Raw genomic sequence first — 23,174 nt, forward strand, 5'->3', positions numbered from 1 at the left:
AACGCAGCCCTGCACAGCAGCAGGCCCGGCCCTTCGGGTTGTGCCTTAAAGCGGGCCATGCTGCGTTGCAGGCCTTGGAAAGGGAACAACCATTCCCAGCGGCCTGCGCCTTGCCTGGCCCGCTTTAAGGCGACAACGCGGTGGGGAAACTAATTGAGAGCGCCCCCTAGCCCTCAGGGCTGACCGATCACCTTGGAGATCACATCGACCGTGGCGCTGACTTGCTCTTGGTAACGGTCGAGTTCCTGCTGGTGAGCCTGTTGCATTTCAATCTGCTCGGCGCACAGGTTCAGCGCGGCCAGTACCAATAGTTTGTCACCGATCAGGGTCGGGTACTTTTTCTTGGTAACCGCCAGGGAGGCCTTGAGCATGGTCACGGCATGCATCAAGGTCTGATCTTCGCCGGCCGGTGCCTTGATCGAGTAATCCTCTCCGAGAATCGAAACGACCTTTATGCCCTCACTCATGCGCTGACAGGCCCTGCACTTACACGCTCAACCAGCGCCTGGATGCGGGCGGCGGTGGCGCCGTGCTTTTCTTCCTGTTCCATCAGGTTCAGTTGCAGGCTGTCGTTTTCGTCCTTGGCGCGGGCCAACTCGGCCTTGAGGGATTCGTTGCTGCCCAGCAATTCTTGATTCTGCTGTACGAGGTCGCTGACCAGTTGTTCCAATTGGCTGAGGGATGCTTCTAACATTTTGATTTCTCGGGCTTTTAAAAAGGGCGGTGACGATAAAGAAAATTCACCTCGGATGCCAGGGTTATCCCTGGCCGCGCAGCCAGATGATGCAAGGCCGGGCCGCACTTTCGAGCCTTAGTGACTGCATTTACCCGATCTGGTTCCTGAACTCACCCATCCCCTGGTCCGATGCGACAAAAGCGCGCGCCCCCTTAAGACTTTAGTCGCATGGCCGATAAGGCGGGCACACCTCGTCTCATGGCCGCATGGATAGCGCCTCCCCCAGGACTCCAGCATGTCTCTTCGTAATATGAATATCGCCCCGAGGGCCTTCCTCGGCTTCGCGTTTATTGGCGCCTTGATGTTGTTGCTCGGTGTGTTCGCTCTGAACCAGATGAGCAAAATTCGTGCAGCCACCGAAGACATCACCTCGGCCAGCGTGCCCAGCATTCGCGCCCTGGATGAATTCACCCAACTGACCCTGCGCCTGCGCGTGCTGTCGTACCGCTTGCTGACCAACCGCGAGCCGGATGTACAGCAAAAGACCCTGGAAGCCTTTGAACTGCGCAATCAGCAGATTCGCACAGCCCAGGACATCTACGAAAAACTGATCACCAGCACCGAAGAGCGCAACGTCTACAACGAGTACGTCCGCTTGCTGGGCCAGTACCGCCAGATTGAAGAGCGCATGAAGAGCCTGTCTCGCGCCAATCAGGTCAACGAGCTGCGCAGCCTGCTCAACACCGAGTTGCTGGACAACTCCGAGCAGGTCAATGCGGTCTTGACCCGCTTGCTGGATATCAATAACGACGACGCCAACGCCACCAACCAGCGCGCCAAAGACCAATACGACATGGCCTTTGACCTGGTGGTAGGCCTGCTGGTGATTGCCACGGCGCTGACCTTGCTGTTTGCCTGGTTGCTGACCCGCAGCATCACCCTGCCCATCGCCCAGGCGCTAGAAGCCGCCGAAGAAGTGGCCGAAGGCAACCTGACGCGCCCGATCAGTGTGGACGGCAACGACGAAGCCGGGCGCCTGCTCGCGGCCATGGCCAAGATGCAACACAAACTGCGCGACACCCTGCAACGTATCGCCGGCTCCGCTACCCAGCTGGCGTCTGCCGCTGAAGAGCTGAATGCGGTCACCGACGAAAGCGCCCGTGGCCTGACCCAGCAGAACAACGAAATCGAACAGGCCGCCACTGCCGTCAACGAGATGACCAGTGCGGTAGAAGAAGTCGCACGCAACGCGGTGAGCACCTCCGAAGCCTCGCGCAATGCCACCACCTCTGCCGGTGACGGTCGCGACCTGGTGCAGGAAACCGTTAGCGCTATCGAACGCATGAGTACCGACGTGCAGGCCACCGCTTCCCTGATTGGCGACCTGGCCAATGAATCGCGGGATATCGGTAAAGTGCTGGACGTGATCCGTGGCCTGGCTGACCAGACCAACCTGCTGGCCCTGAACGCCGCGATCGAAGCAGCTCGAGCCGGGGAAGCCGGGCGTGGTTTCGCCGTGGTGGCCGATGAAGTGCGGGCGCTGGCCCATCGCACCCAGCAGTCCACCAGCGAAATCGAGCGCATGATCGGCAGCATCCAGACAGGCACTGAACACGCGGTGGATTCGATGCGCAACAGCACCGAGCGCGCCGAATCGACACTCAACATCGCCCGAGGCGCGGGCCTGTCGCTGGACACTATCAACACGGCGATTGTGGAGATCAACGAGCGCAACCTGGTGATCGCCAGTGCGGCGGAAGAACAGGCCCAGGTGGCGCGGGAAGTGGACCGCAACCTGGTGAATATCCGTGACCTGTCGGTGCAATCGGCCACGGGCGCTAGCCAGACCAGTGCGGCGAGCGGTGAGTTGTCGCGCTTGGCGGTGGATCTGAATGGGATGGTCGGAAGGTTCCGCCTCTGACATAAGCCTTTGCTCACACCGCATAGCTTGTGGGAGCTGGCTTGCCTGCGATAGCAATCTGTCAGCTAACGCCCATAGCGCCTGGCACACCGCAATCGCAGGCAAGCCAGCTCCTACATTTGAGCGATGTGCAGCCACAAAAGCTTTTTGACAGCGCAGCAATTCAACAGGTTAGAATCCCTGGCACGCAGACTGCATGGTCAGTTTGCGTCCTGTCTTCCCCCTGCCCTGGAGTACTGCCTTTGAATGCGACGACCATCAACAGCCTGTTCTTGATCGGCGCGTTGCTGGTGACTGCGAGCATTCTGGTGAGTTCGCTTTCGTCACGCCTGGGTATCCCCATCCTGGTGATTATCCTGGCCGTGGGCATGACCGCCGGTGTCGATGGCGGTGGCATCATTTTCGATAACTACCCGACCGCCTACCTGGTGGGCAACCTCGCCCTCGCCGTGATCCTGCTCGACGGCGGTTTGCGCACCCGGGTGGCGAGTTTCCGCGTGGCGCTGTGGCCGGCCTTGTCCCTGGCCACGGTGGGGGTGTTGATTACCACCGGCCTCACGGGGATGGCCGCGGCCTGGCTGTTTAACCTCAACATCATCCAAGGCTTGCTGATCGGTGCCATCGTCGGCTCCACGGACGCCGCAGCGGTGTTCTCGCTGCTTGGCGGCAAGGGCCTCAACGAACGGGTCAGCGCCAGCCTGGAAATCGAATCCGGCAGCAACGATCCGATGGCGGTGTTCCTCACCGTCACCCTGATCGACATGCTCGCCAGCGGCCAGACCGGCCTGCACTGGAGCCTGCTCACGCACCTGATCCGCGAATTCGGCATCGGTGGCCTGGTAGGCCTGGGCGGCGGCTGGCTGATGCTGCAACTGGTCAACCGCATCAACCTGGCCAACGGCCTGTACCCGATCCTGGTGATCGCCGGTGGCCTGTTCGTATTCGCCCTGACCAACGCCCTGCACGGCAGCGGCTTCCTCGCCGTGTACCTGTGCGGGCTGGTGATCGGCAACCGCCCGGTGCGCAGCCGCCATGGCATTTTGCATATGCTCGACGGCATGGCCTGGCTGGCGCAGATCGGGATGTTTTTGGTGCTGGGCCTGCTGGTCACGCCTCACGATTTGCTGCCCATCGCCGTGCCCGCCCTGGGCCTGGCGCTGTGGATGATCCTGTTTGCCCGACCGCTGTCGGTGATGGTTGGCCTGCTGCCATTCAAGGCGTTCCACGGTCGCGAAAAAGCCTTTATAGCCTGGGTGGGCCTGCGCGGCGCGGTACCGATCATCCTCGCGGTGTTCCCGCTGATGGCCGGCCTGCCCCATGCGCAGCTGTACTTCAACCTGGCATTCTTTATCGTGCTGGTCTCGCTGTTGGTGCAGGGCACCAGCCTGCCGTGGGTGGCCAAATTGCTCAAAGTCACCGTACCGCCAGACCCGGCACCGATCTCCCGCGCGGCCCTGGAAGTGCACGTTACCAGCGAGTGGGAGCTGTTCGTCTACCGCCTGGGCGCCGAAAAATGGTGCATCGGCGCGGCCCTGCGCGAGCTGAAAATGCCCGAAGGCACGCGCATCGCCGCGCTGTTTCGTGGCCAGCAACTGCTCCATCCGTCGGGTAGTACGGTGCTGGAAGTCGGCGATTTGCTCTGTGTGATCGGCCACGAACACAACCTGCCGGCCCTGGGCAAATTGTTCAGCCAGGCGCCGCAACGGGGACTCGATTTGCGCTTCTTCGGCGACTTCGTACTCGAAGGCGACGCCCAGCTGGGCGCGGTTTCCGCCTTGTACGGGCTCAAGCTTGAAGGTATCGACCCGGACATGCCATTGAGCCGCTTCATTACCCAAAAGGTTGGCGGTGCACCGGTAGTCGGCGACCAGGTGGAGTGGAACAACACCATCTGGACCGTCGCCGTCATGGACGGGAACAAGATTGGCAAAGTCGGCGTCAGATTCCCCGAAGGAAGTCGCCCGGGCCCCGGACTCTTCCTCTAAACTGCGGGACAACGACGCCCCGATTCTTCACTTTGCAAGACCGGTCTCTATGCCAACCCTGCGTACTTTTCTCGCCACTGCCCTGCTGGGCCTGACCCTTTGTGTTGGCAGCGTATACGCCGCCGACCCGCCCAGCGCCGAAGCCGTCCAGCAAAGCCTGGATAAACTGCCCGACCGCAAGCTGCCTGACGCCGACATGAAGGCGCTGCAGGCGACCCTGCAACAGACCCTGACCTACCTGGGCAATCAGCAGGACTACGAGCAGCGCCTGGCCGACCTCAAGCGCCAGCTGGAAGAGGCCCCGCGCCAGACCAATGAGAACCAGCGTGAGCTGGCGCGCCTCAAGGCCACCAAAATCATTCCGGTGGCCCAACGCTACGCCAGCCTGCCGGTGCCGCAGCTTGAGCAGTTATTGGTGCAACGCAGCACCCAGCAAGGCGACCTGCAAAAAGAACTGGCCGACGCCAACAGCCTGACCATCGCCGCCCAGACCCGCCCCGAGCGCGCCCAGACCGAGATCAGCAGCAGCCAGACGCGCATCCAGCAAATCAACGCGACGCTCAAGCTTGGCAAAGACAATGGCAAACCTCTCAGCGGCGACCAGCGCAACCAGCTCAACGCCGAACTGGCGGCCCTGAATGCCTTGATTCCCCTGCGCCGCCAGGAATTGGCCGGCAACAGCCAGCTGCAAGACCTGGGCAACAGCCAGCACGACCTGATCCAGGAAAAAACCGCACGCCTGGAGCAAGAAATTCAGGACCTGCAAACCCTGATCAACCAGAAACGCCTGGCCCAGTCCCAGCAGACGGTGACCCAACAGTCCATCGAAGCGCAGAAAGCCGGCGGCAGTAGCATCCTTGCCAAGGAAAGCGCAGACAACCTGAAGCTGTCCGACTACCTGCTCAAAAGCACCGACCGCCTCAACGACCTGACCCAGAAAAACCTGCAGACCAAGCAGCAACTGGACACCGTGACCCAAAGCGATTCGGCCCTGGACGAGCAGATCAACGTGCTCAAGGGCAGCCTGCTGCTGTCCAAGATTCTCTATAAACAAAAGCAGGCCCTGCCGCGTCTCACCGTGGACAAAGACCTGGCCGACGACATCGCCAACATTCGCCTGTATCAGTTCGAGGTCAACCAACAGCGTGAGCTGATCAGTTCCCCAAGCGCCTATGTGGACAACCTGCTGGCGAACCAGCCACCGGATGAGGTCACCCCGCAACTGCGCCGCACCTTGCTGGAAGTGGCGATCACCCGCAGCGACCTGTTGGAGCGTCTGAGCCGCGAGCTGAGTGCACTGCTCAACGAATCCATCACCCTGCAACTGAACCAGAAACAACTGCTCAGCACCGCCAGCACCCTGCGGGCCACGCTCGACGAGCAAATGTTCTGGATCCCCAGCAACAAGCCGCTGGACACTGAATGGCTGGAAACCGTACCGGCGCATCTGAGCAAACAGGTCACCACCCTGCCTTGGGCGTCCAGCGTCAGTGAGCTGTATGACGGCCTGACCCAACGCCCACTGCTGTTCCTGCCGTTGCTGTTGCTGATCGGCGCGCTGTTGTGGCGACGCAATGCGCTGTATGTGCGCCTGAAAAAGGTTCACCAGGACATCGGCCACTTCAAGCGCGACAGCCAGTGGCATACGCCGCAGGCCATCCTGATCAACATCCTGCTGGCGATGCCCGTGGCCCTTGGCCTGGCGCTGTGCGGCTACGCGTTGCAGATCGACGCCCGCGGGCAAAACGCCAACCTGGGCGCGGCCTTGCTGCAGATCGCCCAAGCCTGGCTGGTGTTCTACACCGCCTACCGCATCCTCGCGCCGGGCGGCGTGGCGGAGCTGCACTTTCGCTGGGAAAGGCCGCAGGTCGAATTCCTGCAAGGCTGGATACGCAAGCTCGGGCTGGTGGTACTGGCGTTGGTGGCCGTGGTCGCAATTGCCGAACATCAACCGGCGGCGCTGGCTGACGACGTGTTGGGTATCGCCGTGGTACTGACCTGCTACGGGCTGATGGCCTGGCTGCTGGGCCGCCTGCTGCTGAACAGCCCAACCCACGAAAAGGCCTCGTTGTTTCGCAAAGCTATCGGGGTGGTGTTCACCGCGCTGCCCATCGCTCTGTTTATTGCCGTGTGCTTTGGCTATTACTACACCGCGCTGAAACTCAGCGACCGGCTGATCAATACCCTGTACCTGCTGATGTTCTGGCTGGTGATCGAAGCCACCTTCGTGCGCGGCCTGGGTGTTGCCGCACGGCGCCTGGCCTACGCCCGCGCCCTGGCCAAACGCCAGGCAGCCAAGGAGGCCGGTGACGGCGAAGCGGTGATCGAAGAGCCGACCCTGGACATCGAGCAGGTCAACGAACAGTCCATGCGCCTGATCCGCCTGGCCCTGCTCGGCGGCTTTATCGCGGCGTTGTATTGGGTGTGGTCGGACCTGATCTCGGTATTTTCCTACCTGGACAACGTCACGCTGTACGAATACACCAGCGGTACCGGTGCGAATATCAGCATGGTGCCCATCAGCATCGGCGACCTTCTGGGCGCGTCGATTATCATCGGTATCACCTTCGCCCTGGCGCGCAACCTGCCCGGCCTGCTGGAAGTGCTGGTGCTGTCCAAGCTGGACTTGGCCCAAGGCAGCGCCTACGCCACCACCACCTTGCTGTCCTACATCATTGCCGGCGTGGGCTTTGTCACCACCCTTTCCACCCTCGGTGTGAGCTGGGACAAACTGCAATGGCTGGTGGCCGCGCTGTCGGTGGGCCTGGGTTTCGGCATGCAGGAGATCTTCGCCAACTTCATCTCCGGCATCATGATTTTGTTCGAACGCCCGGTGCGCATCGGCGACACCATTACCATCGGCAACCTGTCGGGTACGGTAAGCAAGATCCGCATTCGTGCCACCACCATCACCGACTTCGACAACAAGGACATCATCGTCCCCAACAAGACCTTCATCACCGGGCAACTGATCAACTGGTCGCTGACCGACACCATCACTCGGGTGACCCTCAAACTCGGCGTGGACTACGGCTCCGACCTGGACCTGGTGAAGGAATTGCTACTCAAGGCGGCGCGAGAGAACCCACGGGTACTCAAAGAGCCGGAACCCCACGTGTACTTCCTCAACTTCGGCGAAAGCACCCTCGACCACGAGCTGCGCATGCATGTTCGCGACCTGGGCGACCGCAACCCGGTGTTGGACGAGGTCAACCGCTATATCAATCGTGAATTCAAGAAACAGCACATCAACATCTCGTTCCGGCAGATGGAAATCTACCTGAAGAATCTTCACGGCCAGGAATACAAATTGGTGCCGGCCGAAGACGAGCGCAAGACCATCGCCGAGCCCATCGACAAGCCCGACGCCCCGGAGCCTCCCGCAGGCAAAGTGGCGGATGCGCCAGAGCCGCCACCCAGCAAACTCGACTAAACGCCCTATCCCCAGCAGAATGCTCGGACATTCTGCTGGAGATGGCCGGTGAAAGCCCTCGACGAACTGACCTTCGACAACCGCTTCGCACGCCTGGGCGACGCATTCTCGACCCACGTACTGCCCGAGCCCCTCGACGAGCCGCGCTTGGTCGTCGCGAGCAAGGCCGCCATGGCCCTGCTCGACCTCGACCCGGCCGTGGCCGAAACCCCGGTATTTGCCGAGCTGTTCGGCGGCCACAAGCTGTGGGCCGAGGCAGAACCACGGGCGATGGTGTATTCCGGGCATCAATTCGGCGGCTACACCCCGCAGTTGGGCGATGGCCGCGGGTTATTGCTGGGCGAGGTCTATAACGAGGCCGGCGAGCATTGGGATTTACACCTCAAGGGCGCCGGGATGACGCCTTACTCGCGCATGGGCGACGGGCGTGCCGTGTTGCGCTCTTCGATTCGTGAATTCCTCGCCTCCGAGGCCCTGCATGCGCTAGGCATCCCCACCAGCCGCGCCCTGTGCGTGATCGGTTCCAGCACGCCGGTATGGCGGGAGAAACAGGAACGCGGGGCGATGGTTTTACGCCTGGCCCACAGCCATATTCGCTTCGGGCACTTCGAATATTTCTACTACACCAAGAAGCCTGAGCAGCAGGCCGAACTCGCCGAGCACGTGCTGAACCTGCACTACCTCGAATGCCGCGAGCAACCCGAGCCTTACCTGGCGATGTTCCGCGAAATCGTCGAGCGCAACGCCGAAATGATCGCCAAATGGCAGGCTTATGGTTTTTGCCACGGCGTGATGAACACCGACAACATGTCGATCCTGGGCATTACCTTCGACTTCGGACCCTTCGCGTTTCTCGATGATTTTGACGCGCACTTCATCTGCAACCACTCCGACCATGAAGGCCGCTACTCCTTCAGCAACCAGGTGCCGATCGGGCAGTGGAACCTCAGCGCCTTGGCCCAGGCGCTCACGCCATTCATCAGCGTTGAGGCACTGAAGGAAGCCCTCGGCCTGTACCTGCCGCTGTATCAAGCGCACTACCTGGACCTGATGCGCCGCCGGCTGGGGCTGACCACCGCCGAAGAAGACGACCAGACGCTGGTGGAGGGTTTGCTCAAGCTGATGCAGAACAGCGGTGTGGACTACACGCTGTTCTTCCGCCGCCTGGGCGACGAATCGGCGACGTTAGCCGTGGCGCGGTTGCGTGATGACTTTGTCGACATGGCCGGGTTTGATGCCTGGGCCGAGCGGTACAAGGCCCGTGTTGCACGGGATGGGGATTACACCCAGGAACAGCGCCGTGAGCGCATGCACGCGGTCAACCCGCTGTACATCCTGCGCAACTACTTGGCCCAAAACGCCATCGCCGCCGCCGAATCAGGCGACTACAGCGAAGTGCGGCGGCTGCATGACGTGCTGACCAGGCCGTTTGAGGAACAAGCGGGCATGGAGCAGTACGCGCAACGGCCGCCGGATTGGGGTAAGCATTTGGAGATTAGTTGTTCGTCGTGACCCCTTAGATAAAGGTCTCCACCGACACACCGAAACGCTCGGCCAGCCAACGAATCTGGCGCACGTTGAGCTGGCGTTTTCCGCTCAGTATCTCCGAGACAACCGATTGCGCCCCAACGCCAGGAAGGTCACTCTGGGTAAGATTGTGCTCGCGCATCATGTAGCGCAGCACATCGACCCCGCTGGCGACGGGCATTGGGCGATGCTCACGATCATAAGCTTCGATCCAGTCGCTCAGAATGTCGACCAGGCTCATCAGCGGGCTATCCTCGTCTTCACCCACCAGACTCAATAGCTCATCCAAACCGCATACCAATGCGTCGTAGTCTGCCTCGTTTTCCGGCTTGCGCAGCACAGGCGAAACGAACTGCCAGTGCTCTGCCGCCACTCGCATAAGTGCGCTCATCTGATTTTTTCCTTCCATTTGTTTTTCTCATAATCACGGTGGTCAAGCAGGTGTTTGATGTAAACGCGCTGCATTCGATACTGCACCGACGCAATCAACCTCAGCTTGTTACCGCCAATATCAAATACATGAAATTCACCTACCTTGTCGGTAGCGGGAAACATGGCTTTCATTGCGGCAAAGTCCTTGGGGGCGTTGCGCTTGATCACGCGATACCACTGATCCAGAGCTGTTGCAGAGCGCGGCCATTTTCCTTTTGCTTCCCAGATCCTGCTTTCACTGATGACTCGCATGCAACGTCCTTATAGCATCTTGCTATGAAGGTTAAACCTGAATTCGAACTATCGCAATTTGCTATAGCCGCAAACAGACCGGTGGTGCACAACAAAAAGCCTAGCCACACCGTTCACGCTGGCGAGGACGAAAATGTTAGCGAATAAGTATCTATATCCTTGATAAACCTCTGTCTCGACACCAAATACCCAACTGGCCAAACCCCAGGAGCCTCCGATGTCCGAACCTCTTGTCATCCCCTGCCCTCATTGCAACGGCCTCAACCGCATCCCCGGCGAACGCCTGGGTGATGCGCCCAAGTGCGGGCGCTGCAAGCAGTCGGTGTTGCTGAACAAACCCTTTGATTTGAAACAGGGTGACTATGCCAACCAGATCAAGGGCGACCTGCCGCTGCTGGTCGATGTGTGGGCCGACTGGTGCGGGCCGTGCAAGTCGTTTGCGCCGGTATTCGAACAGGCAGCCGGGCAGTTGGAAGGCAAGTGCCGGCTGGCGAAGCTGGACAGCGAGGCTAACCAGCAGCTGTCGGCGCAGTTGGGGATTCGCTCGATTCCCAGTTTGATTCTGTTCAAGAACGGCCGCGAAGTGGCGCGCCAGAGCGGGGCATTCTCGTTGCCTCAGTTGATGAGTTGGTTGAGCAGCCAGGGGGTGTAAACATCCCCCTCAATCAACTCGGTCAATGTGGGAGCTGGCTTGCCTGCGATTCAGGCGACTCGGTGATTCAGGCACATCGAGTCGATATCTTCGCAGGCAAGCCAGCTCCCACATTTGGATCGCGGTGCCTCATCTCGATCAGCGTGGGCTGTCAGGCCGTAACCGGCAAGCCAGCTCCCACAGTGTTCGGTGTTGCCTGTTGGGTCAGGCGTTTTCCAGCAGGTTATGCAGGTCCACAAACTGCTGCGTCAGCTTATGCCGTGGGTCCAGGTGGATCAGCGGCTTGCTCTCCTGGTGCGACTCGCGCATACGCACGGAGCTGGCCAGGTACACCGGCAGTACCGGGAGCCCTTCGGCAATCAACTCATCGAGAATCTGTTGCGGCAGGCTCGCCCGTGCCTGGAATTGGTTGACCACGATGCCTTCCACTTCCAGGCCTTCGTTATGGTCGTCCTTCAATTCTTCGATCTCAGCCAGCAGGCCATACAGGGCCTGGCGGGAAAAGCTGTCGCAATCGAAAGGGATCAGTACGCGATCGGCGGCAATCAGCGCTGAAACCGCGTAAAAATTCAGCGCTGGAGGCGTATCCAGGTAGATTCGGTCGTAATCTTCGCTCAGTTCATCCAGCAGCTTTCGCAACTTGTTGATCTTGTGCTTGGCCTCAAGCTTGGGCTGCAGGTCGGCCAGTTCCGGGGTGGCGGTGATCACATGCAGGTTATCGAACGGGGTTTCGTAGATATCTACCCTGTTTTTCTTCGAAAACGGCCCCGTCGACAGGGTTTGCTTGAAAAAATCCGCGATTCCCATGGGGATGTCGTCGCCCGTCAGCCCGGTGAGGTACTGAGTTGAGTTGGCCTGTGCATCGAGGTCCACCAACAGGGTTCGATAACCTTCGCTGGCGCTGACCGCCGCCAGGTTGCAGGCGATGCTGGACTTGCCCACACCGCCTTTTTGATTGAACACCACGCGCCGCATGGAAAAACCTCCGTGTATCAATGAATCCCCCGAGTGTAGAGCGCAAAAGCGCCGGTTAGCTACCTCGTTCATCCTTACGCGCTGCCTGGCTCACAAATGAATGGAAACCGCGCAACGATCGAGTCCGGCCTTCGCTCGCCGATAATCTGTAAATTCTTCCAACTTATTTGTGATCAATAGTGAACAAACTTTCACCACTATTTGCTAGAACCCCACGGCACCGGGATAATGCGCGCCATACGGCCATTGCTCCCTGTCCCGGAATCCGGGGCCATTGGCCGCACATGGAAGCCCGCAGGGGCGGGATAACTTCTCAGTGATCAACTTCAACATCGCCCAATGGCGCGCCTGGGCTCCTGGCCTTGCGAGTGCGGACGACTGGTACGCCTGGTGCCGGGACCCGGTGTTGCCGCCTGTCAGCGAAGCGTCCCCCGATGTGTCATTTTTGCCAGCCATGCAGCGCCGTCGTCTGAGCCGGCTGGCGCGCATGGCGTTCAGCGTCGGCTGGCCGTTGGCCGAGGGCCTTGAAGACCTGCCAATGGTGTTTATTTCCCGCCACGGTGAAACCCCGCGCACCTTGGACATTCTCAGCGACCTGGCCAACGAGCAGCCGCTGTCGCCGACTCAGTTCAGCCTGTCGGTGCATAACGCGGTAATTGGCCTGTGGTCGATCCTGCGCAATGAAACCAGCGAGATGACCGCCCTCGCCGCCGCCGGCGATGGCCTCGAACACGGCCTGCTCGAAGCCGCCGCTCTGCTCAACGAAGGCGCCGCCGCCGTATTGCTGGTGATCACCGAAGAACAACCGCCCCACGCCTACGCCAGCTGGATTACAGATGTGCCCTTCCCCTATGCCCTCGGCCTGTTGCTCACGCCGGGCGACGAGTGGCAACTGGAACTCACCACCAGCACTGTCCAACTCACTCAAACCCAGTGGCCCCACGCCCTGAACCTGCTGCGCACCCTGCTGACCGAACAGGGCGCCTGCCAACATGCCTGGAAGAACCGAGTATGGAACTGGCAACGCAAGCCCTGACCCACAAGCCACGGCAGGCCTATTATTGGCGCCTGTTCGCCACGGCCCTCAGCTTTTGCCTGTTCGGCATCGGCGGGCTGTGCCTGCGTTTGCTGGTGTTTCCGCTGCTCAGTTGCCTGCCGGGCGACGCCACCCAGCACCAACGGCGCGCACGCCACACCATCAGTTGCCTGTTCTGGTTTTTCATTCGCCTGATGAAGGGCCTGGGCATTCTCACCTACAGCGTCGAGGGTGCCGAAAAGCTTGGCCGCCCTGGCCAGATGATCGTCGCCAACCACCCGTCACTGATCGACGTGGTGTTCCTGATCGGCCTGATGCGCCAGACCAACTGCGTGGTCAAGCAGAGCCTGTTCCAGAACCCGTTCACCCGCAGCCCGGTGCGCGATGCCGGCTATATCAGCAACGACGGCAGTGCCGACATGCTCGATGCCGCAGCCGACGCCCTGCGCGCCGGCCAGACGCTGATCATCTTTCCCGAAGGCACACGCACCACGCCGGGCGCAGCGCCGGCCTTTCATCGCGGCGGCGCGGCCATTGCGCTGCGCGGTGCGACAATCATCACGCCAGTGGTGATCAAGGTCAGCCCCACCACCCTGACCAAGGCCGAACCCTGGTATCGCATCCCCCACCGTCGATTTCACTTCAGTTTGCGCGTGGGCGCCGATATAGAGCCACAAGCGTTTGCCGCAGTCGGGCCCGCGCCCCAGGCTTCACGCAAGCTCAACGATCACCTGCATCACTATTTCATTAAGGAGCTCGCCGAAGATGAGCGACCAACACCGCCTTGAGCACGACATAAAGACGCTGATCATCGAGGCCCTGGGCCTGGAAGACATCAGCCCCGACGATATTGGCAGCGACCAGACCCTGTTTGGCGAAGGCCTGGGCCTGGATTCGGTCGATGCGCTGGAATTGGGCCTGGCGATCCAGAAAAAATACGGCATCAAAATCGATGCCGACGCCAAGGACACCCGCAATCACTTCACCAACGTGGCCAGCCTTGCGGCGTTCGTCACGGCCCGACAGGCAGCTTGAGACCGTACCATGCAAACTCGTGACGATATCTTCAACACCCTGCGCGACGCCTTGGTGGAACTGTTTGAACTGCCCCCGGAACGCGTCACCCTCGACGCCAACCTGTACCAGGACCTGGAAATCGACAGCATCGACGCCGTGGACCTGATCGACCACATCAAGCGCCAGACCGGCAAGAAAATCGCCGCCGAAGAGTTCAAGGCGGTACGCACGGTGAACGACGTGGTAGAGGCGGTGTACCGTCTGGTCCAGCCCGCCGCATGAGCCGGCTGATCGGCCTTGGCCTGTTATTGGCGGGGCTGCTGTACCCCTTCGCGGTGTATTACGGCACCGAGCACTTTGCACCTTGGCAGTTCGGCTTGCTGCTGGGCAGCCTGTGGCTGTTGCGCGCGCTCACCGCTGCGCGGCGCCCGGGCAGCCGTTGGATGGCGGTGGTGGTGATCGTGTTTTGCCTGGCACTGGCATGGTTCGATAACCCCCAGTGGCTGCGCTGGTACCCGAGCCTGGTCAGCGGATTCATGCTGGCGCTGTTCGGCCTGAGCCTGAAGTACGGCCCGCCGATGGTCGAGCGCCTGGCACGCATGACCGACCCGCACCTGCCGCCCCACGCGGTGGTGTATACCCGCCGGGTCACCCTGGTGTGGAGTGTGTTTTTTCTCTGTAATGGCCTGCTCGCCGCCGCGCTCACCCTGTGGGCGCCGCTGAGCTGGTGGACGTTGTACAACGGCCTGATCGCCTACGGGTTGATGGGCCTGTTGTTTGCCGTGGAATGGCTGGTACGACAAAGGGTTCGAGGCCGCGTATGAAAGGGTTGAAACTTGAGCACTTGCTGCTTGAGCCACTGCAAGATCGCGGGGTGACCGCCGAGCCCCTCATGAATCACGCGCAACTGTGCGAGCACTCCCTGAGCCTCGCCGCAGGCCTCAAGGCCCGGGGTATCCGGCGCCTGGCCGTGCACCTGGAAGACGCCGGCCTGCTGGCGATTGCACTGCTGGGCGCCTGGCGCGCCGGTGCGAGCGTGCTGCTGCCCGCCGACCTGCAACCCCAGACGCGCCAACGCTGGGCCACTGCCGTGGACGCCTGGCTGGTCGATGCCAGCGACCTGGACGCGTTGTATCAAACGCCCTTGAGCGCCGCCGCCCTCAACCTGGACAACTGCCAACTGAGCCTCTGCACCTCCGGCTCCAGCGGCGAGCCCAAGCGCATCGACAAGTCCCTGCGCCAGCTGGCCAATGAGGTGGAGGCGCTGGAAGCCCTGTGGGGCAAAGACCTCAAGGACGCCTGCATCATCGGCAGTGTCGCCACCCAGCATATCTACGGCTTGTTGTTTCGCGTGCTGTGGCCGCTGTGTGCCGGCCGCACCTTTGTGCGCAAGCAACTGGCGTTCCCCGAAGACATGCAGCGCGCCAGCCGTGAGCACCCGCAATTCGCCTGGGTGGCCAGCCCGGCGCTGCTCAAGCGTATGGGCGGCAACCTCGACTGGCCGGCACTGAGCCAGGTTGCAAGGGTATTTTCCTCCGGTGGCGCGTTGCCGGTTGATGCGGCCGGCAGCCTCTACGACCGTTTACAGCAATGGCCCACAGAAATCCTCGGCAGCTCGGAAACCGGCGGCATCGCCTGGCGCCAGGGCGCGCAACCCTGGCAGCCGTTTGCCGATGTGCAACTGAGCCAGGATGCCGACGGCGCTCTGCGTATCGCATCAAAATACCTGCCCGAAGGGCACATCGAACAGACTGCCGACGCTGCACGCATTCATGCCGATGGCCGTTTTGAGTTGCTGGGCCGCCTGGACCGTATCGTCAAGCTGGAAGAAAAACGCATCTCCCTGCCGATGTTGGAACAAGCGCTGATCGCCCATGAATGGGTGGCCGACACCCGCCTGGGCGTGGTGCAGGAAAACCGTGCGTCCCTGGGTGCCGTGGTGGTGCTCACCGACGCGGGGCTGCATGCCCTGCGCAACCAGGGACGCCGCACGCTCACCCAGACCCTGCGCCAGCACCTGAGCCAACACTGCGAAGCCCTGGCCTTGCCACGCCGCTGGCGCTTGTTGCGCCAACTGCCGCTGAACAGCCAGGGCAAGCTGCCCCAGGCCGATGTCGAAGCTCTGCTACTGGCGCCTCGCCCCAAGAGCCCAGAAGTGTTGGCGCAAGTCGAAACAGAGGGTGAATGGACCTTGCAACTGAGCGTTCCGCCGGACCTGGCCTATTTCAGCGGGCACTTCCCGGTCACGCCGGTATTGCCCGGCGTGGTGCAAGTGGAATGGGCCTTCAACCTGGGCCAGCAACTGCTTGACCTGCCAACCAGGTTCGCCGGCATGGAAGTGCTCAAGTTCCAACAACTGGTGCGCCCGGGCGATCACATCGAACTGCACCTGCGCTTTGATCGGGAGCGTAGCAAACTGTACTTCGCCTATCGCAATGGGGTTGCAGCGTGCTCAAGCGGGCGGATCGTGCTGGAGGCCGCGTATGCATAACCTGTTCTTGTGGCGAGGGAGCTTGCTCCCGCTGGAGTGCGAAGCGCTCCCAACCCAGGCATCACCCACTCCCAGGATGATCTCGGTCGCCTCCATTGGGGCTGCTTCGCAGCCCAGCGGGAGCAAGCTCCCTCGCCACGGGGTTTGCGCAGGCTTTGAATATGCATAACCCCTGCGCTTTGATCCCAGTATACAACCACGAAGCCGCCGTGCCGGCCGTGGTCCACAGTGTGCTGAAGAGCGGCCTGCCCTGCCTCTTGGTGGACGATGGCAGCAGCGCCGCGTGCGCAGCCGTGCTGGCGCAGTTGGCGACGCTGGATAACGTCACCCTGCTGACCCTGCCCAGCAACCAGGGCAAGGGCGCCGCCGTGATGGCCGGTTTTCGCGAAGCAGCACGGCAGGGCTATACCCACGCCCTGCAAGTGGACGCCGATGGCCAGCACGACCTGCGCGAAGTCCAGACCTTTATCCACACCTCACGCCAGCACCCCGAGGCCGTCATCTGCGGCTACCCCGAATACGACGACAGCGTGCCCAAGGGTCGCCTGTACGCACGTTACCTGACCCACGTGTGGGTGTGGATCAATACCCTGTCGCTTGAGATTCGCGACTCGATGTGCGGCTTTCGCGTGTACCCACTGGCGCCGACCCTGGCGCTGATGGACTCGGCCTACATTGGCACGCACATGGATTTCGACTCGGACATCCTGGTACGCCTGGCCTGGCGCAACCAGCCTATGCGCTGGCTGCCCACCCAGGTGCACTACCCCACCGACGGCCTGTCGCACTTTCGCTTGTTGCGTGACAACCTACGCATCAGCGCCATGCACACGCGATTGTTCTTCGGCATGCTCGTGCGCGCGCCGATGATCCTGTGGCGACGGTGGCAAGCATGAACGACAGCACCAAGCATTGGGCCGACCGCGAGGAACGCGGCAGCTTCTGGCTGATGAAATTCACCGCGGTCGCGGTCAAAGTCCTCGGCCGTCGCCTATTGAGCCCGTTGCTCTACAGCATCGTCTTTTACTTCTTCCTGTTCGGCCGCACCGCACGCCACAGCGCCTGGCAATACCAGCAGCGGCTGGCGCAATGGAGCGGGCGCAATGACTTGCTGCCGAGCCACCGCACAGTCTTTGCCCAGTTCATGGCCTTCGCCGATTCGCTGCTCGACAAGCTGGACGTGTGGAACGGCAAGCTGCGCCTGGAGCAAATCGAGATCAACGACCCGGCGCAGTTGCGCAGTCAACTGCGTGGCGAGCGCGGGCAGATGCTGGTGGGTGCGCACCTGGGTAACCTGGAAGTGTGCCGCGCCCTCGCGGAGATTGGTGAGCAGGTCACCATGAATGTGCTGGTGCACACCAAGCACGCCGAGCGTTTCAACCGTCTGCTGGGCGAGGCCGGCGCGACCCATTTGCGCCTGATCCAGGTCAGCGAATTGGACCCGGCCACCATGCTGCTGCTCAGCCAGCGCCTGGACGATGGCGAGTGGCTGGCGATTGCCGGCGACCGCATCCCGCTGCACGGCGGGCGCACGGTGCGCGTGGACTTCCTCGGACACACGGCGGCATTTCCCCAAGGCCCATGGCTGCTGGCGGGCTTGCTCAAGTGCCCGGTCAATCTGCTGATGTGTCTCAAGCACCAGGGTCGCTATCGCCTGACTATCGAGCCCTTTGCCGATTTGATCGAATGGAAGCGCAGCACCCGTGAGCAAGTCATTGCCGAATGGACCACCCGCTACGCCGTACGCCTGGGCCAGTTCTGCCTGCAAGCGCCCCAACAATGGTTCAACTTTTACCCTTTCTGGAAGACCGATGACGACGCCTCTTGAGCCCATCACCTTTGGTGAACGCCCCCTGCGCATCGAAGACGTGCTGGCCCTGGCCAACCGCCAGGTGCCCACTCGCCTGCAGGACGATGCCGCGTACCGCCAACGCATCGCCAAGGGCGCGCAGTTCCTCGACTCGCTGCTGGACAAGGAAGGCGTGATCTACGGCGTGACCACCGGCTACGGCGACTCCTGCGTAGTGGCGGTGCCGCTGGAGCACGTCGAAGCCTTGCCGCGTCATCTGTACACCTTTCACGGTTGCGGCCTGGGCAAATTGCTTGATGCCCAGGCTACTCGCGCCGTACTGGCGGCGCGTTTGCAGTCGCTGTGCCATGGCGTGTCCGGGGTGCGTGTGGAACTGCTGGAACGCCTGCATGCCTTCCTCGAAAACGATGTGTTGCCACTGATCCCGGAAGAAGGCTCGGTGGGCGCCAGTGGTGATCTGACGCCGCTGTCCTATGTGGCTGCGACCTTGTCCGGCGAACGTGAAGTGCTGTTCCGTGGCAAACGCCGCCCGGCGGCCGACGTACACCGCGAGCTGGGCTGGGAGCCGCTGGTATTGCGGCCCAAGGAAGCCCTGGCACTGATGAACGGCACCGCGGTGATGACTGGCCTGGCCTGCCTGGCCTTTGCCCGCGCCGACTACCTGTTGCAACTGGCCACGCGCATCACCGCGCTCAACGTAGTGGCGCTGCAAGGTAACCCGGAACACTTCGACGAACGCCTGTTCGCCGCCAAGCCGCACCCTGGGCAGATGCAAGTCGCCGCGTGGCTGCGCAAGGACCTGGCCATCGACGCGCCCACCGCCCCCCTGCATCGCCTGCAAGACCGTTATTCGTTGCGCTGCGCGCCCCATGTGCTCGGTGTATTGGCGGACAGCCTGAACTGGCTGCGCTCGTTCATCGAGATCGAACTGAACAGCGCCAACGACAACCCGATCATCGACGCCGAAGAAGAACGTGTGCTGCATGGCGGGCACTTCTACGGCGGGCATATCGCCTTCGCCATGGACAGCCTCAAGACCCTGGTCGCCAACGTTGCCGACCTGCTCGACCGCCAGCTCGCACTGTTGGTGGACGTGCGCTACAACCATGGCCTGCCGAGCAACCTCTCAGGCGCCCCGGCTGACCGCGCCATGATCAACCACGGCTTCAAGGCCGTGCAGATCGGCACCAGCGCCTGGACCGCCGAAGCGCTGAAAAACACCATGCCGGCCAGCGTGTTCTCGCGCTCCACCGAGTGCCATAACCAGGACAAGGTGAGCATGGGCACCATCGCTGCCCGCGATGCGATCCGCGTGCTGGAGTTGACCGAACAGGTTGCCGCCGCGACCTTGCTCGCCGCCAACCAAGGCGTGTGGCTGCGCGCCCAGGCCGAGGATGCCCGCCCACTGCCACCGGCACTGGCCGCGATGCACGCCGAACTGGCCCAGGACTTTGCGCCGGTCATCGAAGACCGCGCCCTGGAAGGCGAACTGCGCCTGTGCCTGCAACGCATCGCTGCGCAACACTGGAGGCTGCATGCGTAGCCCCGGCGTGTTGCACAGCGACACTGAAATCCTTGTGCCTTTTTTCGACATCGACACCATGAACGTGGTGTGGCACGGGCATTACGTGAAGTACCTGGAAGTGGCGCGCTGTGCATTGCTGGACAAGATCGGCCATAACTACACGGCGATGCTCGAAGCCGGCTACGCCTGGCCAGTGATCGACATGCAGCTACGCTATGTGCGTGGCGCGACCTTCGGCCAGACCATCAATGTGCGCGCCAGCCTGGTGGAGTGGGAGAATCGTTTGAAGGTCAATTATTTGATCACCGACCTGGCCAGCGGCGAGCGTTTGACCCGCGCCAGCACCGTGCAAGTGGCGGTGCAAATCGCCAGTCGCGAAATGCAGCTTGCCTCGCCCAAAGTCTTTACCGACGCCGTAGAGAGAGCCCTGGAATGAGACCCCCTGTAGGAGCGAGCTTGCTCGCGAAGATCGCCAACGATAACGCGGGGCGCCTGACACCCCGTGGGGCCCTCAGGTTTTTCGCGAGCAAGCTCGCTCCTACGGTGGCTGCGTTGTTGCTGAGCTTCAGCGCCCAGGCTTTTGACTTGCAGCAGTTGAGCGATCAGCTTGCCAAACCCTCCGTGATCCACGGCAACTTCACCCAGGAAAAACACCTGCGCGCCCTGCCCCAGCCATTGGTGAGCAAAGGCACCTTCGTGCTCGCCAAGGACCACGGCCTGCTGTGGCTGTTGAAAACTCCGCTGCAACAGGACTACCGCATCACCTCCCAAGGCATTGCCCGCCGTGACGCCAATGGCTGGCAACTACTGCCAAACAAGAGTGCCGGCGCCGAACAGAATCGTTTGTTCCTGGCGGTACTGCAGGGCGACAGCAGTGGCCTGCAGCGCGACTTCGACCTGCAACTGCAAGGCGAGGCCCAACAATGGAAGCTCACGCTGACCCCGCGTTCGCTGCTGCTCAAGCAAGTGTTCACCCAGATCAATATCGACGGTGGCGCACTGGTGCGCACCATTGAACTGCTGGAAACCCAAGGCGACAGCACGCTGTTGCGCATGCAGGACAGTACCGCCGACCAGCCGTTGAGCAATGCGGAGCAACACGACTTTGCCCAGTGAGCGCCTGCTGCCGCGCCTGTTCCTGACCTTGCTGGTGGCCGTGCTGGCCCTGGCAGGCTGGCAGTGGCGTGACGGCGCGCCGTTGTCGGCCAACCTGATGGAACTGGTGCCCGGCAGCACGCCGGACGCCTTGGAACTGCAAGCCGAACAGCGCATGCAAGAGCCGCTCAACCGCGAAATGCTGGTACTGGTGGGGCATGCCGACCGCCAGCAAGCGGTGGCCGTGGCGCAGCAACTGGGTGAGCGTTGGCAGGCCAGCGGCCTGTTTGAAAAAGTGCAGTGGAACCTGCAAGCCGACTTGCCAGCGTTGCGCGAGCAACTGCTGCGTGGGCGTTTGTCGATGCTCTCGTCCAAGGACCGCGAACAACTGATCCAGCAGCCTGAGGCGTTCATCCAGCAACGCGTGCAATCGCTGTTCGACCCCTTCACCGGTTTCAGCCTGGTGCCAAGCCAGGACGATTGGCTTGGCCTCACCGGGCGCATCCAGAACAGCCAACCGCAACACGGTGTGGTGCAAATGGACATCGGCAGCGGCGCCTTGATCGCCGATGCCGACGGCAAAAGCTGGGTGCTGCTGCGGGCCCGCACTACCGGCAACGCCTTCGACATGAAGCTGCCGCTGCAAGTGGCGGACTTGCTGAAGGCCAGCCGCGAGCAAGCCAGCGCACACGACGCGCAACTGCTCGCCGCCAGCGGTTTGCTCTATGCGGCCAACGGGCAACAGCAGGCCACTCGGGAAATGACCTGGGTCGGCGGCGGCGCCACCCTGGGCATCCTGTTATTACTGCTGCTGGCGTTCCGACGCTGGCGGGTGTTGCTGGCATTCGTGCCGGTACTGGTAGGCATGCTGTTTGGCGCGGTGGCATGTGTGGCGCTGTTTGGGCATATGCATGTGATGACCCTGGTGCTGGGTTCCAGCCTGATCGGCGTGGCGGTGGATTACCCACTGCACTACCTGTCCAAAAGCTGGAGCCTGCAACCCTGGCGCAGTTGGCCGGCGTTGCGCCTGACCCTGCCAGGGCTGAGCCTGAGCCTGGCCACCAGCGCTATCGGCTACCTGGCGCTGGCCTGGACGCCGTTCCCGGCGCTGACCCAGATTGCGGTGTTTTCGGCTGCCGGTTTGGTCGGTGCCTATTTGTGTGCCGTGTGCCTGTTGCCCGCGCTGCTCAAGGGCGTGGAACTGCGCCCGGCGCAATGGCCGCTGCGTGTCGCCCAAAGGCTATGGCAGCTGCGCACGGCACTGCTCAAACGCGTACCCAGTTCGGTTCTGCTGGTGTGGGTGCTGCTGTTCTGCGCGGCGGGCCTGTGGCAACTGAACACTAAAAACGATATCCGCCAATGGATCGGTGCGCCGCCGCAGTTGCTGCAGGGAGCCCAGGCCGTGGCGCGCATCACCGGGTTCCAGCCCACCAGCCAGTTTTTCCTGGTGCGAGCGGACAATCAGCAGCAGTTGCTGGAGCGCCAGGCCGCCCTGGGCAAACGCTTGGACCAGTTGGTGCAGATGGACAAGCTCCAGGGCTACCTGGCGCTCAATCAACTGGTCAACCTCCCCGCCGAACAACAACAGTTGCGCGAGGCGCTGAACAACCTGGCGCCACACTGGCAACCGCTGCTGGACCTCGGCGTGCCCCTCAGTGCCCTGCAAGCCGAAGTGGCGCAATTGCAGGCGCTGCCTACCGCAGACATCGACGCCGCACTGCAAGGCCCGCTGGCCGAGCCGTGGCGCACGCTGTGGCTGGGCCCGGTGGATGGCGGCGTGGCGGCCATGGTCAGCCTGCAAGGCTTGAACAACCCGGCGCTGCTGCGGGTGCAGGCACTGGACTTGCCAGGCGTGCAGTTGGTGGACCGCTTGGGTGACTTGAACCGGGTGTTTGCCGACACGCAGATCAGCGCTGCCGAATTGAAGTTGCTGTCTTGCGTGCTGATCGTGCTATTGCTGATTGCGCCCTTCGGCTTTGGCGGCGCCTTACGTATCGTTGCCTTGCCGCTGCTGGCTGCGTTGTGCAGCCTGGCCAGCCTCGGTTGGCTGGGCCAGCCGCTGACTTTGTTCAGCCTGTTTGGCCTGCTGCTGGTCACGGCCATCAGCGTCGACTATGCGATTTTGATGCGCGAGCAGATCGGCGGCCCTGCCGTCAGCCTGTTGGGAACACTGCTGGCGGCACTGACGACCTGGTTGTCGTTCGGCCTGCTGGCGGTCTCCAGTACACCGGCCGTGAGCAATTTCGGCTTGTCTGTCAGCCTGGGCCTGGCGTTCAGCTTTATGCTGGCACCCTGGGCCAGCCGCCAGAAACACGCCTTATGAATGTGATTAGCGCCCATGCGGCAA

22 protein-coding genes are annotated in these 23,174 nt (G+C 61.9%); 17 read left to right on the top strand and 5 right to left on the bottom strand.

The window, feature by feature from the left end; genetic code table 11:
- Positions 1–173 precede the first annotated feature (173 nt).
- Complete coding sequence (locus tag HU730_RS10990; RefSeq protein ID WP_003187971.1) at positions 174–467, bottom strand: cell division protein ZapA; 294 nt, start codon at positions 465–467, stop codon at positions 174–176.
- Positions 464–694: a hypothetical protein gene (locus HU730_RS10995; RefSeq protein ID WP_003187970.1), complete on the bottom strand. Its 231-nt coding sequence runs from the start codon at positions 692–694 to the stop codon at positions 464–466. Before HU730_RS10995 ends, HU730_RS10990 begins: the two co-directional genes overlap by 4 nt.
- A gap of 277 nt (positions 695–971) precedes the next feature.
- On the opposite strand from HU730_RS10995, the gene HU730_RS11000 reads away from it, so the two are divergent.
- From HU730_RS11000 to HU730_RS11015, 4 genes are all read left to right on the top strand, one after another.
- Positions 972–2,597 carry a methyl-accepting chemotaxis protein gene (locus tag HU730_RS11000; protein ID WP_034125606.1) on the top strand — a complete coding sequence of 542 codons (1,626 nt, stop codon included), beginning with the start codon at positions 972–974 and terminating at the stop codon, positions 2,595–2,597.
- Positions 2,598–2,839: 242 nt separating this feature from the next.
- Positions 2,840–4,582 carry a potassium/proton antiporter gene (locus HU730_RS11005; protein WP_003187967.1) on the top strand — a complete coding sequence of 581 codons (1,743 nt, stop codon included), beginning with the start codon at positions 2,840–2,842 and terminating at the stop codon, positions 4,580–4,582.
- Between the two features lie 49 nt (positions 4,583–4,631).
- On the top strand, positions 4,632–8,015 hold the full coding sequence (gene mscK, locus HU730_RS11010; protein WP_034125604.1) for a mechanosensitive channel MscK: 3,384 nt from the start codon (positions 4,632–4,634) through the stop codon (positions 8,013–8,015).
- A gap of 48 nt (positions 8,016–8,063) precedes the next feature.
- The gene (locus HU730_RS11015) at positions 8,064–9,527 is read left to right on the top strand and encodes a protein adenylyltransferase SelO (RefSeq protein ID WP_186526770.1); all 1,464 of its coding nucleotides are present in this window, start codon (positions 8,064–8,066) and stop codon (positions 9,525–9,527) included.
- A 4-nt stretch (positions 9,528–9,531) separates the two neighbouring features.
- Here the strand turns inward: HU730_RS11015 and HU730_RS11020 are convergent, their stop codons facing one another.
- Together HU730_RS11020 and HU730_RS11025 are read right to left on the bottom strand one after the other, a co-directional pair.
- The gene (locus tag HU730_RS11020) at positions 9,532–9,933 is read right to left on the bottom strand and encodes a transcriptional regulator (RefSeq protein ID WP_034125602.1); all 402 of its coding nucleotides are present in this window, start codon (positions 9,931–9,933) and stop codon (positions 9,532–9,534) included.
- Positions 9,930–10,226 carry a type II toxin-antitoxin system HigB family toxin gene (locus tag HU730_RS11025; RefSeq protein WP_003187960.1) on the bottom strand — a complete coding sequence of 99 codons (297 nt, stop codon included), beginning with the start codon at positions 10,224–10,226 and terminating at the stop codon, positions 9,930–9,932. The genes HU730_RS11020 and HU730_RS11025 overlap by 4 nt, the downstream gene beginning before the upstream one ends.
- A gap of 217 nt (positions 10,227–10,443) precedes the next feature.
- On the opposite strand from HU730_RS11025, the gene trxC reads away from it, so the two are divergent.
- On the top strand, positions 10,444–10,878 hold the full coding sequence (trxC, locus tag HU730_RS11030; protein ID WP_186526769.1) for a thioredoxin TrxC: 435 nt from the start codon (positions 10,444–10,446) through the stop codon (positions 10,876–10,878).
- Between the two features lie 204 nt (positions 10,879–11,082).
- Here the strand turns inward: trxC and HU730_RS11035 are convergent, their stop codons facing one another.
- On the bottom strand, positions 11,083–11,853 hold the full coding sequence (locus HU730_RS11035) for a ParA family protein (protein WP_034125599.1): 771 nt from the start codon (positions 11,851–11,853) through the stop codon (positions 11,083–11,085).
- Positions 11,854–12,169: 316 nt separating this feature from the next.
- On the opposite strand from HU730_RS11035, the gene HU730_RS11040 reads away from it, so the two are divergent.
- The 12 genes from HU730_RS11040 to HU730_RS11095 all read left to right on the top strand — a co-directional run bounded on the left by HU730_RS11040 (position 12,170) and on the right by HU730_RS11095 (position 23,150).
- Complete coding sequence (locus HU730_RS11040; RefSeq protein ID WP_060764891.1) at positions 12,170–12,889, top strand: beta-ketoacyl synthase chain length factor; 720 nt, start codon at positions 12,170–12,172, stop codon at positions 12,887–12,889.
- Entirely contained in the window at positions 12,865–13,677 is an 813-nt protein-coding gene (locus HU730_RS11045) for a lysophospholipid acyltransferase family protein (RefSeq protein ID WP_054896223.1), read from the top strand. The genes HU730_RS11040 and HU730_RS11045 overlap by 25 nt, the downstream gene beginning before the upstream one ends.
- Positions 13,655–13,924, top strand: a complete 270-nt coding sequence (locus HU730_RS11050; RefSeq protein WP_034125597.1) for a phosphopantetheine-binding protein — start codon at positions 13,655–13,657, stop codon at positions 13,922–13,924. Before HU730_RS11045 ends, HU730_RS11050 begins: the two co-directional genes overlap by 23 nt.
- 9 nt (positions 13,925–13,933) lie before the next feature.
- Positions 13,934–14,188 carry an acyl carrier protein gene (locus tag HU730_RS11055; RefSeq protein ID WP_003187949.1) on the top strand — a complete coding sequence of 85 codons (255 nt, stop codon included), beginning with the start codon at positions 13,934–13,936 and terminating at the stop codon, positions 14,186–14,188.
- Positions 14,185–14,730, top strand: coding sequence for a membrane protein (locus HU730_RS11060; RefSeq protein WP_014716602.1), 546 nt, complete (start codon positions 14,185–14,187; stop codon positions 14,728–14,730). The genes HU730_RS11055 and HU730_RS11060 overlap by 4 nt, the downstream gene beginning before the upstream one ends.
- Positions 14,727–16,397, top strand: a complete 1,671-nt coding sequence (locus HU730_RS11065) for an AMP-binding protein (RefSeq protein ID WP_186526768.1) — start codon at positions 14,727–14,729, stop codon at positions 16,395–16,397. The genes HU730_RS11060 and HU730_RS11065 overlap by 4 nt, the downstream gene beginning before the upstream one ends.
- A 161-nt stretch (positions 16,398–16,558) precedes the next feature.
- Positions 16,559–17,293 carry a glycosyltransferase family 2 protein gene (locus tag HU730_RS11070; protein WP_060764890.1) on the top strand — a complete coding sequence of 245 codons (735 nt, stop codon included), beginning with the start codon at positions 16,559–16,561 and terminating at the stop codon, positions 17,291–17,293.
- On the top strand, positions 17,290–18,225 hold the full coding sequence (locus tag HU730_RS11075) for a glycosyl transferase (RefSeq protein ID WP_186526767.1): 936 nt from the start codon (positions 17,290–17,292) through the stop codon (positions 18,223–18,225). The genes HU730_RS11070 and HU730_RS11075 overlap by 4 nt, the downstream gene beginning before the upstream one ends.
- Positions 18,209–19,750 carry an aromatic amino acid ammonia-lyase gene (locus HU730_RS11080; protein WP_060764889.1) on the top strand — a complete coding sequence of 514 codons (1,542 nt, stop codon included), beginning with the start codon at positions 18,209–18,211 and terminating at the stop codon, positions 19,748–19,750. Before HU730_RS11075 ends, HU730_RS11080 begins: the two co-directional genes overlap by 17 nt.
- Entirely contained in the window at positions 19,743–20,168 is a 426-nt protein-coding gene (locus HU730_RS11085) for an acyl-CoA thioesterase (RefSeq protein WP_034125591.1), read from the top strand. The genes HU730_RS11080 and HU730_RS11085 overlap by 8 nt, the downstream gene beginning before the upstream one ends.
- Positions 20,165–20,848 (top strand): outer membrane lipoprotein carrier protein LolA, encoded by a 684-nt coding sequence (locus HU730_RS11090; protein WP_052199929.1) that lies wholly within the window; start codon positions 20,165–20,167, stop codon positions 20,846–20,848. Before HU730_RS11085 ends, HU730_RS11090 begins: the two co-directional genes overlap by 4 nt.
- Positions 20,820–23,150, top strand: a complete 2,331-nt coding sequence (locus tag HU730_RS11095; RefSeq protein ID WP_186526766.1) for an MMPL family transporter — start codon at positions 20,820–20,822, stop codon at positions 23,148–23,150. Before HU730_RS11090 ends, HU730_RS11095 begins: the two co-directional genes overlap by 29 nt.
- Positions 23,151–23,174 lie beyond the last annotated feature (24 nt).

Source organism: Pseudomonas sp. SWRI22 (assembly GCF_014268395.2).
GTDB classification, from domain to species: Bacteria; Pseudomonadota; Gammaproteobacteria; order Pseudomonadales; family Pseudomonadaceae; genus Aquipseudomonas; species Aquipseudomonas paracarnis.

Bases quoted from the DNA above. Each gene is read 5' to 3' on its own strand.
- HU730_RS10990 (WP_003187971.1), bottom strand. From the start codon at position 467: ATGAGTGAGGGCATAAAGGTCGTTTCGATTCTCGGAGAGGATTACTCG.
- HU730_RS10995 (WP_003187970.1), bottom strand. From the start codon at position 694: ATGTTAGAAGCATCCCTCAGCCAATTGGAACAACTGGTCAGCGACCTC.
- HU730_RS11000 (WP_034125606.1), top strand. From the start codon at position 972: ATGTCTCTTCGTAATATGAATATCGCCCCGAGGGCCTTCCTCGGCTTC.
- mscK (WP_034125604.1), top strand. From the start codon at position 4,632: ATGCCAACCCTGCGTACTTTTCTCGCCACTGCCCTGCTGGGCCTGACC.
- HU730_RS11020 (WP_034125602.1), bottom strand. From the start codon at position 9,933: ATGAGCGCACTTATGCGAGTGGCGGCAGAGCACTGGCAGTTCGTTTCG.
- HU730_RS11025 (WP_003187960.1), bottom strand. From the start codon at position 10,226: ATGCGAGTCATCAGTGAAAGCAGGATCTGGGAAGCAAAAGGAAAATGG.
- trxC (WP_186526769.1), top strand. From the start codon at position 10,444: ATGTCCGAACCTCTTGTCATCCCCTGCCCTCATTGCAACGGCCTCAAC.
- HU730_RS11035 (WP_034125599.1), bottom strand. From the start codon at position 11,853: ATGCGGCGCGTGGTGTTCAATCAAAAAGGCGGTGTGGGCAAGTCCAGC.
- HU730_RS11045 (WP_054896223.1), top strand. From the start codon at position 12,865: ATGGAACTGGCAACGCAAGCCCTGACCCACAAGCCACGGCAGGCCTAT.
- HU730_RS11050 (WP_034125597.1), top strand. From the start codon at position 13,655: ATGAGCGACCAACACCGCCTTGAGCACGACATAAAGACGCTGATCATC.
- HU730_RS11055 (WP_003187949.1), top strand. From the start codon at position 13,934: ATGCAAACTCGTGACGATATCTTCAACACCCTGCGCGACGCCTTGGTG.
- HU730_RS11060 (WP_014716602.1), top strand. From the start codon at position 14,185: ATGAGCCGGCTGATCGGCCTTGGCCTGTTATTGGCGGGGCTGCTGTAC.
- HU730_RS11065 (WP_186526768.1), top strand. From the start codon at position 14,727: ATGAAAGGGTTGAAACTTGAGCACTTGCTGCTTGAGCCACTGCAAGAT.
- HU730_RS11070 (WP_060764890.1), top strand. From the start codon at position 16,559: ATGCATAACCCCTGCGCTTTGATCCCAGTATACAACCACGAAGCCGCC.
- HU730_RS11075 (WP_186526767.1), top strand. From the start codon at position 17,290: ATGAACGACAGCACCAAGCATTGGGCCGACCGCGAGGAACGCGGCAGC.
- HU730_RS11080 (WP_060764889.1), top strand. From the start codon at position 18,209: ATGACGACGCCTCTTGAGCCCATCACCTTTGGTGAACGCCCCCTGCGC.
- HU730_RS11085 (WP_034125591.1), top strand. From the start codon at position 19,743: ATGCGTAGCCCCGGCGTGTTGCACAGCGACACTGAAATCCTTGTGCCT.
- HU730_RS11090 (WP_052199929.1), top strand. From the start codon at position 20,165: ATGAGACCCCCTGTAGGAGCGAGCTTGCTCGCGAAGATCGCCAACGAT.
- HU730_RS11095 (WP_186526766.1), top strand. From the start codon at position 20,820: ATGCGGAGCAACACGACTTTGCCCAGTGAGCGCCTGCTGCCGCGCCTG.